This is a genomic window from Aeromonas sp. R2-2 (assembly GCF_040908355.1).
GTDB classification, from domain to species: Bacteria; Pseudomonadota; Gammaproteobacteria; order Enterobacterales; family Aeromonadaceae; genus Aeromonas; species Aeromonas veronii.
Genome location: NZ_JBFODQ010000091.1, coordinates 1 through 13,507, shown reverse-complemented (window position 1 = coordinate 13,507; position 13,507 = coordinate 1). Strand labels below are relative to the sequence as shown.

Below are 13,507 nucleotides of genomic sequence, written 5' to 3'. Positions count from 1 at the left end.
TGCAAACTCCGCAGGTTAGCTGGGTTGATCGGTCAAGGGCATGGCGAGCACCTTGTCGATGCGCAGGCCATCCATGTCAACAATTTCCAGTTGCCACTGTTCCAGTGTCACCAGGTCTCCGGTTTGTGGAACACGACCAAGGAGCAGCATGATAAGCCCTCCGAGGGTGTGATAGTGATGTTTTTCTTCTTCTGGCAGACGAACCAGCTCCAGACAGTCCTTCAACTCCGGCAGCGGGATCAGGCCATCGAGCAGCCAGCTGCCGTCGGCGCGCCGGAATGCCCAGTTGTCCTCGCCATCCTCCTGCTGGAAATCCCCCGCCAGCGCCTCCAGCAGATCCTGCTGGGTGACCAGTCCCTGCAACTCGCCATATTCGTCAACCACCAGCGCCATCTGTTCGCTGTGGGTGCGGAAGTGGTTGAGCAGCTCGACGCCGTTGAGGGTCTCGGGCAGCAGGCTGCCCTCCTGGGTCAGGGCAGCCAGATCGATGGGCTCCCCCTTGATATAGGCGTGCAGCACCTTGCTGACATTGATGATACCCACCAATTCTGACAGGTTGCCGTCGCAGACCGGAAAATAGCTGTGTCGATACTCCACCAGCCGCTGCAGGTTGGTCTCCAGCGGCAGCGCCAGATCCAGATAGCGGATATCGCTGCGCGGCACCATCAGGGAGGAGAGGCTGCGTTCGTCGAGACGGAAGACGTTGCGCAGCATGGTGTGTTCATGATCCTCGATTACCCCGGCTTCCGATCCTTCCACCAGCATGGCGTGGATCTCCTCCTCGGTAACGTTGGCGCTGCCGTTCTGGTTGACCCGCAGCAGCCGCAGGCTGGCATTGGTAGAGGCCGACAGCAGCCAGACGAAGGGGCGGGTCAGGGTGGCGAGCCAGTGCATGGGGCGGGCCACCAGACAGGCGATGCGCTCGGCATTGAGCTGGCCAAGCCGCTTGGGCACCAGCTCCCCCACCACGATGGAGAGATAAGTAACCACCACCACCACTATGATGGTAGCGATAAGTCCACTGCTCTTGGCGGGGAGCCCCCACTCCTGCAACCAGAGGGAGAAGGGCTGGGCCAGCAGGGATTCGCCGTAGATACCGTTGAGCAGACCTATGCTGGTAATGCCGATCTGGACGGCAGAGAGAAAATGGGTCGGGTCTTCGCCCAGTTTGAGGGCAATGGCGGCGGAGCGGTTGCCTTCAGAGGCAAGCTTGCCGAGGCGAGCCTTGCGTGCGGTGACGATGGCGATTTCTGACATGGCGAAGACGCCATTAAGCAAAATCAATCCCAGCAGGATCAATATTTCCATACAGCAACAGCACTCCTTGAGTGGATAAGATCGCTGGCAGTGTAATGAATTTGGCGGCGATGCGCTTGTGAAAGCGGGTGATCCGGCTCGCTAATTTGATGACAGCGCTTTGTGATGGCTGAAAAAGATGGCCGGAAAAGGGAAGGATGACCCCGCCAAATGGTGTCATGGACGAAGTGGGTGCTTGGCGAGACAGCATTGCAGGAGGGAAAAGGGCGGGAAGTCCCGCCCTTGCTTATCACTTGTCAGGCAACCGTTGTCAGAACTGCTGGAACCAGCGCTGGATCTGGGCCGGATCCTTGCTCTGGGTCAGGGAGAGCATCAGCAGCACCCGCGCTTTCTGCGGGTTGAGAGTGCCGGAGGCCACGAAGCCGTACTTGGCATCATCGATCTCGGCATCCAGAGTGGTGGCGCCGGTCGGTACGCGGGCGGAGCGCACGACGCGGATGCCGTCCTTGCTCGCCTTGGCCAGGGTATCGAACAGGGTGTGGTAGAGGTTGCCGTTACCCACCCCAGCGCTGACGATGCCGTCGAACTTGGCATCCACCATCGCCTTGGCAGGCAAGTCGGTGGCGTTAGCGTAGCTGTAGACGATGCCCACTTGCGGCAGCTTGTCGAGCTTGCTCACGTCAAACGGCGTCTTGCTGGTGTGCAGGCGGGCCGGGCTGCGCTGATAGTCGATCTTGCCGTTGTGGATGTAACCCAGCGGGCCAAAGTTGGGGGAGGCGAAGGTTTGCACGCCGGTGGTGTTGGTCTTGGTGACATCGCGGGCATCCAGCACTGTATCGTTCATCGCCACCATCACGCCACGGCCCTTGGAGGCGGGGTCGGAGGCGGTCACCACGGCGTTGTAGAGGTTGAGCGGGCCATCGGCACTCATGGCGGTGGAGGGGCGCATGGCGCCGACCAGCACCACCGGCTTGTCGCTCTTGACGGTCAGATTGAGGAAGTAGGCGGTCTCTTCCATGGTGTCGGTGCCGTGGGTGATGACGATGCCATCCACGTCATCCTTGGCCAGCAGCTCGTTGACCCGCTTGGCCAGCTTGAGCCACACCTCGTCGTTCATGTCCTGGGAGCCGATCTTCACCACCTGCTCACCCTGCACGTCAGCGACGTTCTTCATCTCGGGAACGGCGGCGATCAGGGTTTCGATGGCCACCTTGCCAGCCTCGTAGTTGGACTGGGTAGCGGACTGGCCTGCCCCGGCAATGGTGCCGCCGGTTGCCAGAATATGGACGTTGGGCAGCGCCATCGCCATGGGGGAGAGGGTCAGGCCGACGACGGCGGCGAGCAGGGTCTTGCGGATCGGTAGGGTCATGCTGCAAATCCTTGTGGTTGGAATAATCGCAGCAAGTTTGCCCGTTTAATAACCCGGGTCTGTGATAAAACTCACCAAAAGACAGGTGAGTACAGATTTTTAACCTGTTTTATACCTCTATGGAGATAATTTAACTCGCAGAAAAACCCTTGGCTTCGATCAGGGCGATCAGCTCGGCCTTGCTCAGATCGCTCTCGATGACGGCCTTGCTGCTGGCGAAATCGACGGTTGCGGTGGTGACCGCAGGCTGGGCCAGCAGCACTTTTTGCAGACTGGCGGCGCAGCCACCGCAGGACATGCCGGACACGGTGAGTTCGATGGTCATGGGATATCTCCTTTGTTGATGGGCGCCAGCCTAAAGCTGCCGCCTCCGGCAAGGTCAAGCCGTCAGTACATCAACCCTAGGTAGTTCATCAGAGTCGCCCCGAGGCTGGTAGTAACCAGCGAACCGAGGGTGGTGGTGGCGATGATGTTTGCGGCCAGCACGCTGTCGCCCCCCATGGCGCGGGTCATCACATAGCTGGCGGCGGCAGTCGGGGTAGCGCTGATGAGGAACAGAATACCCAGCTCCAGATGGCTGAAGCCGAGCAGGGCCGCCCCAAGAGTGAACGCAGCCGGAATGAGACAGAGCCGCATGATGCTGGCCCACCCGGCAATGGCTGCACCACCACGCAGGGCATCGAGGCTGAGAGAGGCGCCGGTGCAGAGCAGCGCCAGCGGCAACGTCATGTTGGCGAAGTAGCTGCCGGTGGTGAGCAGCAGTTGCGGCATCTTGATACCGAGCAGAGTAAAAGGCAGCGCCGCCACGATGGCGATGATCAGCGGATTCTTGATGATGCCGAGCAGAATGGGGCGAATGCCGGTGGCGCCGCCGAGACTGCGGGTGAGGGTGATCACCGCGAGAATGTTGTAGAGCACGGTCACCGCGCCGACATAGAAGGCCGCCGCCCCCAACCCCTCGTGGCCGTAGGCGTTCTGCACATAGGCGAGCCCGATAATGGCGCTGTTGCCGCGAAAGCTCCCCTGCACGAAGATGCCGCGCAGTCGCTGCTCCTCGATAAAACGTCCGGCCAGCAGCTCCAGCACCAGATAGCTGATAACGGTGGCGAGCAGGCCATAGCCGATAAACCAGAGGCTCGGCATGGTGGCGAAGTTGGTACCCAGAATACTGAGAAAGAGCAGAGCGGGCAGGGTGACCTGAAACACCAGTCGCGAGGCGGATTCGGTAAAGGGATCCGGCAGCAGCCCCAACCGCTTGAGCAAGATGCCGAGCAGCAGCACCACGCAGATGGGGCCTGTGATGGAGAGGGAGAAGAGCAGACTGGCCAGCAGATCCATGATGGGCATCCTGTGCTGTGCCCACACACCCTGACGGCGGGGCAAAAAGGGCATTCTAACGCCATGGGCTTGTATTCACAGGGGTTAATCACAACAATGTGGGCAATTCCACCGCCTAGCCTCCTGTGAGCCAATTCATGGACAAGAAACTGACCATCCTCGATATCGCCAGACTGAGTGGCGTCGGCAAGTCGACCGTCTCCCGGGTGCTCAATCAGGATCCCAAGGTGAAGCAGGAGACCCGCGAGCGGGTGGAGCAGATCATCGCCGAACATAGCTTCGTGCCGAGCAAGTCGGCGCGGGCCATGCGCAGCCAGAGCCAGCAGGTGGTGGGGATCATCGTCTCGCGGCTCGACTCCAGCTCGGAGAATCAGGCGGTGCGCGGCATGCTGGAGACCCTCTACCAGCGTGGCTACGATGCTGTGCTGATGGAGAGCAAGTTCTCCCCCGCCAAGGTGCAGGAGCATCTGGCGGTGCTGGAGCGGCGCGGAGTGGATGGCATTATCCTGTTCGCCTTCAATGACTTGGACTATGCCGCCATGGCGTCGCTGAAAGAGAAGCTGGTGCTGGTCGCCCGTGAACATCCCGGTTTCTCCTCGGTCTGCTTTGACGACGCCGGTGCGGTGCGCACCATGCTGGCGCAGCTGGCAAGCCGTGGCGCCCGCGACATCGCCTATCTGGGGGTGGATACCTCGGATCTCACCACCGGCCAGCGCCGCCTAGATGCTTATCTCGCTTACTGCGCAGAGCAGGGGTTGTGCCCGCGCAGCGCCCTCGGCGATCTCAGCCTGCAGAGCGGCTACCGGCTGGCGGCCGAGCTGCTTACCCCATCCACCCAGGCGCTGGTCTGCGCCAGCGACACCCTCGCCATTGGTGCGGCAAAATACCTGCAAGAACAAGGGCGTAGCGAGGTGCTGGTGACCGGCCTTGGCAACAACCCCATGCTCAGCTTCCTCTTCCCCAACGCCCTCAGTCTCGATCTTGGCTACAAGGGGGCGGGGGAGCAGGCGGCGCGTCAGCTGCTCGGTCAGATTGAGCAGGATCAGCCTCCGCTGGTGACAATCGCCCCCTGTCGAACCCTGTGACCCCCATCACTCCGGACTGAACAAAAAGTGCGCTTTTTGTGATGCTGGCCACGAATTGGGAACGTTCCCATTTCGATCTGGCCAGATTGTCGGCATGCTAAATGGGAACGATACCAAAAACGCTCCGGCCGACAGACTGGCTCAAAAGGGCGATACAGACCACTATTCAATGGCGTCACAGAGGGAAGAGCCATGTCCAAGATCAACACAGAGCAGCTTGCCACCCTGATCGACAAGATCGGCGGCAAGGAGAACATCGCCACCGTCAGCCACTGCCTGACCCGGTTGCGCTTCGTCCTGAACGATCCGGCCAAGGCCGACAGCAAGGCCATCGAAACCATCCCGGCGGTGAAGGGAAGCTTCACCCAGGGCGGTCAGTTCCAGGTGGTGATCGGTAACGAGGTAGAGCAGTGGTACAAGGCGCTGACCGAACAGCTCGGCGTCAGCGGTGGCAGCAAGGAGACCGCCAAGCAGGCGGCGCGCCAGAACATGAACCCGCTGGAGCGGGGTATCTCCCATCTGGCGGAGATCTTCGTTCCGCTGCTGCCCGCCATCATCACCGGCGGTCTGATCCTGGGCTTTCGCAACGTCATCGGCGACATCAAGATGTTCGACGATGGCACTCATACCCTCACCGAGATCAGCCAGTTCTGGGCTCAGGTACACGCCTTCCTCTGGCTCCTGGGCGAGGCGATTTTCCACTTCCTGCCGGTCGGTGTCTGCTGGTCTGCAGTGAAGAAGATGGGCGGCTCCGAGATCCTGGGTATCGTGCTGGGGGTGACGCTGGTGTCACCGCAGTTGATGAACGCCTACGGCATCGGTCAGCAGACTCCCGAAGTGTGGGACTTCGGCCTGTTCGTGATCCAGAAGGTGGGTTATCAGGCGCAGGTCATTCCGGCGCTACTGGCGGGTGTCTTTCTGGCTTGGGTGGAGACCAACCTCAAGCGGATCATTCCGGCTTACCTCTATCTGGTGATTGTGCCGTTTGTCTCGCTGCTGCTGGCAGTGATCGTGGCTCACGCCTTTATCGGCCCGTTCGGTCGCTGGATTGGCGATGGCGTCGGTTTCGCTGCCAAGGCGGCCATGACCGGCTCCTTTGCTCCCATCGGCGCTGCCCTGTTCGGTTTCCTCTACGCACCGCTGGTTATTACCGGCATTCACCACACCACCAACGCGGTGGATCTGCAGCTGATGCAGAGCATGGGCGGCACGCCAATCTGGCCGTTGATCGCTCTCTCCAACATTGCGCAGGCGTCTGCGGTCGTCGGCATCATTTTGATTAGCCGCAAGGAGAACGAACGGGAGATCTCGGTACCTGCCGCCATTTCCGCTTACCTCGGGGTGACCGAGCCGGCCATGTACGGTATCAACCTCAAGTACAAGTTCCCCATGCTGTGCGCCATGGTGGGGTCCAGCCTTGCCGCCCTCATCTGCGGTTTCGCCGGGGTGATGGCCAACGGCATCGGGGTAGGCGGCCTGCCGGGCATCCTCTCCATCCAGCCGCAATACTGGGCGGTGTTCGCCATCGCCATGCTGGTCGCCATCGTGGTGCCGGTGGTGCTGACCCTGCTGGTCTACAAGCGCCAGCAAGCCGCTGGCAAGTTGGCCCAAGCCAGCGCCTGACACTGATTATCAGGGCGACCCGCGGGTCGCCCTCTCCATTTTCTATTCGAGACAAGAGAAAGACCCATGAGCCAAACACCCTGGTGGCAGAGTGCCGTGATTTACCAGATTTACCCCAAGAGCTTTCAGGATTCCGCTGCCCGTGGCACCGGCGATCTCAAGGGGATCATGGCCCGCCTCGACTATCTCAAGACCTTGGGCGTCGATGCCCTCTGGCTGACCCCGGTTTATGTTTCTCCGCAGGTGGACAACGGCTACGACATCGCCGACTACCTTGCCATCGACCCCGCCTACGGCACCATGGCAGATTTCGAGGCGCTGCTGGCCGCCGCCCACGCGCGCGACATCCGCATCGTGATGGATATCGTGGTCAACCACACCTCCACCGAGCACACCTGGTTCAAGTCGGCGCTGGGGGATAAAAACAGCCCCTACCGCGACTACTACATCTGGCGCGATCCGGTGGATGGCGGAGTGCCCAACAACTGGCAATCCAAGTTTGGTGGCAGCGCCTGGGAGCTGGACTCAGCCACCGGTCAGTACTACCTGCACCTGTTTGCCCGCGAGCAGGCGGATCTCAACTGGGAAAATCCGGCGGTGCGCGCTGAGGTGAAAAAGATCATCCACTTCTGGGCCAAGAAGGGGGTGGATGGGTTCCGCCTCGACGTCATCAACCTTATCTCCAAGGATCAGACGTTCCCGAACGACGAGATTGGCGATGGCCGCAGCTTCTACACCGACGGGCCGCGCATCCACGAATTTTTGCAGGATGTGAGCCGCGACGTGTTTGCCCCGGTGGGAGCCATGACGGTGGGGGAGATGTCCTCCACTTCGCTGGAGCACTGCCAGCGCTATGGCGCCCTCGATGGCTCCGAGCTCTCCATGGTGTTCAACTTCCACCACCTCAAGGTGGATTACCCCAACGGCAACAAGTGGACCAAGGCGCCGTTCGATTTCCTCGAGCTCAAGCGCATCTTCAACCACTGGCAGAGCGGTATGCATGGCAAGGGGTGGTCGGCGCTGTTCTGGTGCAACCACGATCAGCCGCGCATCGTCTCCCGTTTCGGCGATGAGGGCGAGCATCGGGTAGTGGCCGCCAAGATGCTGGCCAGCACTCTGCACGGTTTGCAGGGCACCCCCTACATCTATCAGGGGGAGGAGATCGGCATGACCAACCCCGGCTATCAGCGCATCGATGACTATCAGGATGTGGAGAGCCGCAACATCTTTGCCATCAAGCAGGCCGAAGGGATGAGCGAGGCCGAGATCCTCTCCATTCTCGGTGCCAAGTCCCGCGACAACTCGCGCACCCCGATGCAGTGGAGCGCTGCGGCCAACGCCGGTTTCACCAACGGGACACCCTGGCTCAAGCCAGCCGCCAACTATTCCGAGATCAATGCCGAGGCGGCGCTGACCAACCAGCACTCGGTGTTCTGGCACTACCGGGATCTCATCGCCCTTCGCAAGGCGCACCCCATCTTCACCCAGGGGGATTATCAGGAGCTGCTGACCGGGCACCCGCAGATCTGGGCCTATGCCCGCCGCGCCAACGGTCAGACCCTGCTGGTTGTGAGCAACTTCTACGGCGAGCCGGTTGAGTTTGCCTTGCCTGCCGAGCTGCAAAGCGGGAAGGGTCGGCTGCTGCTCGGCAACTACCCCGATAGCCCGGCCCAACCGCAATCGGGTATGCTGCGCCCTTATGAATCCCTGATCTGGCTGATGGAGTAGGTAATGGAGAAGGTGGTGTGCGGTACCGAGTGGCAGAAGATGGTGGCGGGGGAGCCCTATGATGCGGGTGATCCTGAGCTGAAAGCGGCACGTGAGCGCTGCCGCAGGCTCTATCACACCTTCAACACCAGCTGGCAGGAGAAACCGGCGCAGGATGCTTTGCTGCACGAGCTGCTCGGTAGCCGCGGCCAGGAGTGTGCCATCAATCCGCCGTTCTTCTGCGACTATGGCGCCAACATCTTCGTCGGCGAGAACTTCTACGCCAACGTGGGCTGCACCATCCTCGACGTCTGCGAGGTGCACATCGGCGACAACGTGCTGCTGGCGCCCGGGGTGCAGATCTACACCGCCGCTCACCCGGTGGCGGTGGCGCCACGTATCAAGGGTGTCGAGTTCGGCAAGCCGGTGCGGATCGGTCACAACGTCTGGATTGGCGGCAGCGTCGTCATCTGCCCCGGCGTTACTATCGGTGACAACAGCGTCATCGGCGCAGGCTCGGTGGTGACCAAAGATGTGCCCGCCAATGTGTTGGCGGCTGGCAACCCCTGTAAGGTGCTTCGGGCGATGACGGCACAGGAGCTTGAAGGCGTCATCCAGCGGTGAACAGGGGCCATGAATGCTATTGCTATCTGATTGATAGAAAAGCGACTTTCAGATTGTTTTGCATTCAGTGCTTATGTTCGGGGCCGCTTGGCCGATACTGTTGAGTGCAGGAGGAACCCTATGGATATATCAAGTTCTGCAAATGCGTCGTTTGGTTCTGCTCTGATGACGGCCAGTCTGGCCAAGAAACAGCAGACCCAAGAGGGCGAAGCTGCGCTGAAGCTGCTGCAAAATGCAGCGCAATCAGCGCCGGTTGCACCGACATCGGCCAGCGCTTCTCTGGGAAGCAAGATCGATATTCGCGTCTGACCCTAATGAAAAAGCCCCCATCTTGCGATGGGGGCTTTTTTATCTCTGCGATTTGCGGGATCAGACCGGGAAAGGAGCCGGCGCCTCGAAGGTCATCCGCTCGCCGCTACGGGGGTGACTGATGGTCAGCATGGCCGCATGCAGGTAGAGATGGGGCGCCGCTGCCAGCGCATCCGGATGGGCGTAGAGGTTGTCACCCAGGATCGGGTGCCCCAGCTCCAGCATATGGACGCGCAGCTGGTGCGAGCGACCTGTGATGGGAGTCAGCTTGATCAGGCTGTTGCCGTTCTCCACCTTCAGTTTCTGCCACAGGGTCAGGGCGTGACGCCCCTCTTCGTGGTCAACTTTCTGTTTCGGCCGGTTGGGCCAGTCGACGCAGAGCGGCAGATCTACTTCGCCCGCATCCAGCTCCGGTTCACCCCACACCCAGGCGAGATAGTGCTTCTCGGTCTCCCGCTCGCGAAATTGCCGACTCAGCTCCCGATGAGAGTTGGGATTGAGGGGAATGACAATGACGCCTGTGGTGGACATGTCGAGGCGATGAGCTGCCGCCGCCTTGGGGTGTTGCTGTTTCACCCGATGCAGGACGCTGTCTTCATTCTCGGGGCCGCGCCCGGGGACGCTTAGCAGGCCAGTGGGCTTGTTGACCACCATGATGTCCTTGTCCTTGAACAGGATATCGAGCCAGGGTTCCAGAGGCGGTGAGTATTCAAACATAAATGTCTCGCATCAGAAGGTGGGGGCAAGCCCCCATCAGTTATGGGTAACCACGACAAAGCGGCCTTGGGTATCCAGTTTGAGCTGGTTCTGGCCGCTGTCGGTCGGTACCTTGTCAGTTATGGGTGACCACGATAAAGCGGATTGCATCCAGCTTGAGTTGGGTCTGATCGATCAGGTGGTGCAATTCTGCCTGCAGATTGCGCAGATAATCCAGTTCGCTGTCGCGCACGTTCGGGTTGACTGCCTTGAGCGCCTCCAGACGATCCAGATCCTGCAGCAGGGTCTGCGCCATCTGGGCGCGGGCCTTGTCGACAATCCCGGCTTTCAGCTCTTCGGCAATGGCCTGGCCCTTGCCAATCAGACCGTGGATCACCGGTTGGGACGCGGTGACCAGTTTGCTGCCGAGGTGGCGATTGACCGGCGTCAGCTGACGGTTGAAGGCATCAAACGCCACTTTCTCACCCAGATTCTGGCCGTTTTTGTCCATCAGCAGACGGATCGGTGTCGGCGGCATGAAGCGGTAGAGCTGGGGATGGGCCGCAGACTCGGCAACGAAGATCAGCTCAAGCAGGATGGAGCCGATGGGCAGCGCCTTGTTCTTGAGTAGTGCCACCGAGGTGGCACCGATCTCGGAACCCAGGATCAGGTCGATACCGCCGCGCATCATGGGGTGATCCCAGGAGAGCAGCGCCATGTCATCCCGCGACAGGGCTGTGTTGCGATCGAAGGTGATGGTCATACCGTCTTGCGGCAGGCCCGGGAAGCTGGAGACCAGCATATGATCCCCGGGGGTCAGCACCAGCGCGTTCTCGCCACGGTCATCCTGATTGACGCCGATCTCGTCGAACATCTTGAGAGCGAAGGAGATCATGCCGGTGTCATCATCTTCGGCGGCCAGCTTGTCGACCAGCTGCTGGGCGGCGGCGCCACCGCTGGAGTGGATCTCCAGCAGGCGATCGCGGCCCTGTTCCAGCCGGGCCTTGAGCGGCTCGTGCAGTTCGCGGGTCTTGACCAGCAGGGTCTCGAGGGCCGCCTGATCGCCGGTGTTGGCGGCCAGCAGCTCGAACAGCTCTTCACGTACCGCTTCGAATACCGGGCGGGCAGTCGGGCAGGTCTGCTCGAACGCATCGAGGCCATCGTGATACCAGAGCTGCAGGGCGCGCTGGGAGGTACCCTCCAGATAGGGAACATGGATCTCGACGGTATTCTGCTGACCGATACGATCCAGTCGGCCGATACGCTGTTCCAGTAGATCCGGGTTGAGAGGCAGATCGAACAGCACCAGATGGCTGGCAAACTGGAAGTTGCGACCCTCTGAGCCGATCTCGGAGCAGAGCAGCACCTGGGCGCCACCCTCTTGCTGGGCGAAATAGGCGGAGGCCTTGTCCCGCTCAAGGATCGACATCCCTTCGTGGAACACGGCACCACGGATCCCTTCACGGGTACGCAGCGCCTCTTCCAGCGCGATGGCGGTCGCTGCTTCGGAGCAGATCACCAGCACCTTCTGCTGACGGGCAGAGAGCAGCAGCTCCAGCAACCATTCAACGCGTGGGTCGAACTGGGTCCAGGTGGCGTTGTCGCCTTCGAACTGCTGGAAGATCTTCTCGGGATAGAGGTAGCGCAGGGCGCGGGTCTGCAGATCGCCACCGTTGCCACCCATCATGCCCATCACCTTGATGGCAGTCTTGTACTGCTCCGGCAGCGGCATGGGGTAGACGTTGAGGTGACGCTCGGGGAAGCCCTGAATATTGGCGCGGCTGTTGCGGAACAGCACCCGGCCGGTGCCATGCTGGTCCAGCAGCTTGGCGACCGCCTGCTGGCGGGCGGCGGCATCGCTCAAGTCCAGCCCTTCCAGCTGGCTGGCGAGGGTCTGTCTGGCTTCATCGCTCAGGGTCTCGCCATCCAGCAGCTCTTGCGCTGCGCTGGCGACCTGACCATAGGCCTGCTCCTCGGCGAGGAAGGCCTCGTAGTCGTAGAAACGCTCGGGATCGAGCAGGCGCAGACGGGCAAAGTGGCTCTGGTGGCCCAGCTGATCCGGGGTGGCGGTCAGCAGCAGCACGCCCGGCACCTGTTCGGCCAGCGCTTCCACCATTTCATAGGCACGGCTCGGCGCCTCTTCACTCCACTCCAGATGGTGGGCTTCGTCGACAACCAGCAGATCCCACTCGGCTTCCAGCACCTGCTCGAAGCGACGACGCTTCTTGCGCAGGAAGTCGAGGCTGCAGATCACCAGCTGTTCGGTCTCGAAGGGGTTCTCCGCATCGGCGAACGCCTCGATGCAACGCTCCTCGTCAAACAGGGAGAAGTGCAGGTTGAAGCGGCGCAACATCTCGACCAGCCACTGATGCTGGAGCGTTTCGGGCAGCAGGATCAGCACCCGATGGGCGCGACCGGAGAGCAGCTGCTGATGAATGATCATGCCCGCTTCGATGGTCTTGCCCAGACCCACCTCGTCAGCCAGCAGTACGCGCGGGGCGTAGCGGTGACCCACTTCATGAGCGATATAGAGCTGGTGCGGGATCAGGCTGACCCGGCCACCGGCCAGACCGCGAGTCGGGTTGCGACGACGCTGGTGCTGGTTGACCAGCGCCTCGTAGCGCAGGGTGAAGCGGGACATCCGATCGATCTGACCGGCGAACAGGCGATCCTGCGGCTTGTTGAACTTGATAAAGTTGTTGAGAAACACTTCCTTGAGGGCAACGGGCTCATTATTGTCGGTGCGCACACCTACATATATAAGCAGGCCGTCTTTCTCCTGCACTTCTTCGACTGTCATTGTCCAGTCTTCGTGACTGGTGATCTGATCGCCCACATTGAAGCTGACCCGGGTGACCGGCGCCTCTTCTTTGGCATACATGCGGTTTTCACCGGTAGCCGGAAACAACAGGGTAACCATGCGTCCTTCAACAGCAACGACAGTCCCCAACCCCAGATCCGTCTCTGTATCACTAATCCAACGCTGGCCAAGTGCAAAAGGCATTAAACTCTCCAAAGCCCAAGAGTGTGTGAATCGCAAAGGGGCGCTATGTTACCCGAAGGCGTGACCTCGATCACCATGCATATAGATGTAGAGAGACCAAATCGCCACAACCTTGATCTGCTACCACCGCCACGCCATCTAGAGGATAGCGAGCTCGCCAAACGGGTGTGTTGTTGCAGGATAAATGCGCTTTTTGGGTGATTAGTGAACGGTTAAACCAAAAATGCGAATTTAATTCGAAAACACCCTTGCAAGCGTGATCCAGATCCCTATAATGCGCCTCCATCGACAGGGCAGGCGGCAACGCAAACAACTTCGTCGATAACCTCGAAAAGCCTTTGAAAATAAGGCTTGACTCGAGAAGGCGGTTGAGTAGAATTCCACTCCCGCAGCAACACATTGTTGCGTCGCTCTTTAACAATTTGAATCAAGCAATCTGTGTGGGCACTCACAGCATCGAACATCAAAAACAATTTTTGATTTTCAATGTCTGGT

At 60.4% G+C, this 13,507-nt stretch carries 13 protein-coding genes; 5 read left to right on the top strand and 8 right to left on the bottom strand.

What is annotated here, in order from left to right; all coding sequences use genetic code 11:
* Positions 1-15: 15 nt before the first annotated feature.
* The 5 genes from AB5Z09_RS19030 to AB5Z09_RS19010 all read right to left on the bottom strand — a co-directional run bounded on the left by AB5Z09_RS19030 (position 16) and on the right by AB5Z09_RS19010 (position 3,964).
* On the bottom strand, positions 16-1,308 hold the full coding sequence (locus AB5Z09_RS19030; protein ID WP_005336050.1) for a hemolysin family protein: 1,293 nt from the start codon (positions 1,306-1,308) through the stop codon (positions 16-18).
* A complete protein-coding gene (locus AB5Z09_RS19025; RefSeq protein ID WP_139123930.1) occupies positions 1,271-1,477 on the bottom strand; it encodes a hypothetical protein in 207 nt (68 codons plus the stop codon). Before AB5Z09_RS19025 ends, AB5Z09_RS19030 begins: the two co-directional genes overlap by 38 nt.
* A 90-nt stretch (positions 1,478-1,567) precedes the next feature.
* Positions 1,568-2,626, bottom strand: coding sequence for an L-asparaginase 2 (gene ansB, locus AB5Z09_RS19020; RefSeq protein ID WP_005348754.1), 1,059 nt, complete (start codon positions 2,624-2,626; stop codon positions 1,568-1,570).
* Between the two features lie 130 nt (positions 2,627-2,756).
* Positions 2,757-2,951 (bottom strand): heavy-metal-associated domain-containing protein, encoded by a 195-nt coding sequence (locus tag AB5Z09_RS19015; RefSeq protein WP_120416408.1) that lies wholly within the window; start codon positions 2,949-2,951, stop codon positions 2,757-2,759.
* Positions 2,952-3,013: 62 nt separating this feature from the next.
* Positions 3,014-3,964, bottom strand: a complete 951-nt coding sequence (locus tag AB5Z09_RS19010) for an AEC family transporter (protein WP_047437154.1) — start codon at positions 3,962-3,964, stop codon at positions 3,014-3,016.
* Between the two features lie 137 nt (positions 3,965-4,101).
* Between AB5Z09_RS19010 and treR the strand changes: the two genes are divergently transcribed.
* From treR to AB5Z09_RS18985, 5 genes are all read left to right on the top strand, one after another.
* Entirely contained in the window at positions 4,102-5,049 is a 948-nt protein-coding gene (gene treR, locus AB5Z09_RS19005) for a trehalose operon repressor TreR (RefSeq protein WP_368196004.1), read from the top strand.
* Positions 5,050-5,241: 192 nt separating this feature from the next.
* Positions 5,242-6,672 carry a PTS trehalose transporter subunit IIBC gene (treB, locus tag AB5Z09_RS19000; RefSeq protein WP_368196003.1) on the top strand — a complete coding sequence of 477 codons (1,431 nt, stop codon included), beginning with the start codon at positions 5,242-5,244 and terminating at the stop codon, positions 6,670-6,672.
* A gap of 66 nt (positions 6,673-6,738) precedes the next feature.
* Positions 6,739-8,400: an alpha,alpha-phosphotrehalase gene (gene treC / locus AB5Z09_RS18995; protein WP_368196002.1), complete on the top strand. Its 1,662-nt coding sequence runs from the start codon at positions 6,739-6,741 to the stop codon at positions 8,398-8,400.
* A 3-nt stretch (positions 8,401-8,403) separates the two neighbouring features.
* Positions 8,404-9,003 (top strand): sugar O-acetyltransferase, encoded by a 600-nt coding sequence (locus AB5Z09_RS18990; RefSeq protein ID WP_368196001.1) that lies wholly within the window; start codon positions 8,404-8,406, stop codon positions 9,001-9,003.
* Positions 9,004-9,123: 120 nt separating this feature from the next.
* Entirely contained in the window at positions 9,124-9,312 is a 189-nt protein-coding gene (locus AB5Z09_RS18985; RefSeq protein ID WP_005336040.1) for a hypothetical protein, read from the top strand.
* 60 nt (positions 9,313-9,372) lie between these two features.
* On the opposite strand, the gene rluA is transcribed toward AB5Z09_RS18985, so the two are convergent.
* From rluA to AB5Z09_RS18970, 3 genes are all read right to left on the bottom strand, one after another.
* Positions 9,373-10,029 (bottom strand): bifunctional tRNA pseudouridine(32) synthase/23S rRNA pseudouridine(746) synthase RluA, encoded by a 657-nt coding sequence (gene rluA / locus AB5Z09_RS18980; RefSeq protein WP_005348764.1) that lies wholly within the window; start codon positions 10,027-10,029, stop codon positions 9,373-9,375.
* Between the two features lie 115 nt (positions 10,030-10,144).
* Entirely contained in the window at positions 10,145-13,012 is a 2,868-nt protein-coding gene (gene rapA, locus AB5Z09_RS18975; RefSeq protein WP_368196000.1) for an RNA polymerase-associated protein RapA, read from the bottom strand.
* 269 nt (positions 13,013-13,281) lie between these two features.
* Positions 13,282-13,507 (bottom strand): hypothetical protein (locus AB5Z09_RS18970; protein WP_368195999.1); only part of this gene is annotated, 226 nt, incomplete at its 5' end.

Excerpts from the sequence above, each read along its gene's own strand:
- AB5Z09_RS19030 (WP_005336050.1), bottom strand. The coding sequence starts at position 1,308 with ATGGAAATATTGATCCTGCTGGGATTGATTTTGCTTAATGGCGTCTTC.
- AB5Z09_RS19025 (WP_139123930.1), bottom strand. The coding sequence starts at position 1,477 with ATGACACCATTTGGCGGGGTCATCCTTCCCTTTTCCGGCCATCTTTTT.
- ansB (WP_005348754.1), bottom strand. The coding sequence starts at position 2,626 with ATGACCCTACCGATCCGCAAGACCCTGCTCGCCGCCGTCGTCGGCCTG.
- AB5Z09_RS19015 (WP_120416408.1), bottom strand. The coding sequence starts at position 2,951 with ATGACCATCGAACTCACCGTGTCCGGCATGTCCTGCGGTGGCTGCGCC.
- AB5Z09_RS19010 (WP_047437154.1), bottom strand. The coding sequence starts at position 3,964 with ATGGATCTGCTGGCCAGTCTGCTCTTCTCCCTCTCCATCACAGGCCCC.
- treR (WP_368196004.1), top strand. The coding sequence starts at position 4,102 with ATGGACAAGAAACTGACCATCCTCGATATCGCCAGACTGAGTGGCGTC.
- treB (WP_368196003.1), top strand. The coding sequence starts at position 5,242 with ATGTCCAAGATCAACACAGAGCAGCTTGCCACCCTGATCGACAAGATC.
- treC (WP_368196002.1), top strand. The coding sequence starts at position 6,739 with ATGAGCCAAACACCCTGGTGGCAGAGTGCCGTGATTTACCAGATTTAC.
- AB5Z09_RS18990 (WP_368196001.1), top strand. The coding sequence starts at position 8,404 with ATGGAGAAGGTGGTGTGCGGTACCGAGTGGCAGAAGATGGTGGCGGGG.
- AB5Z09_RS18985 (WP_005336040.1), top strand. The coding sequence starts at position 9,124 with ATGGATATATCAAGTTCTGCAAATGCGTCGTTTGGTTCTGCTCTGATG.
- rluA (WP_005348764.1), bottom strand. The coding sequence starts at position 10,029 with ATGTTTGAATACTCACCGCCTCTGGAACCCTGGCTCGATATCCTGTTC.
- rapA (WP_368196000.1), bottom strand. The coding sequence starts at position 13,012 with ATGCCTTTTGCACTTGGCCAGCGTTGGATTAGTGATACAGAGACGGAT.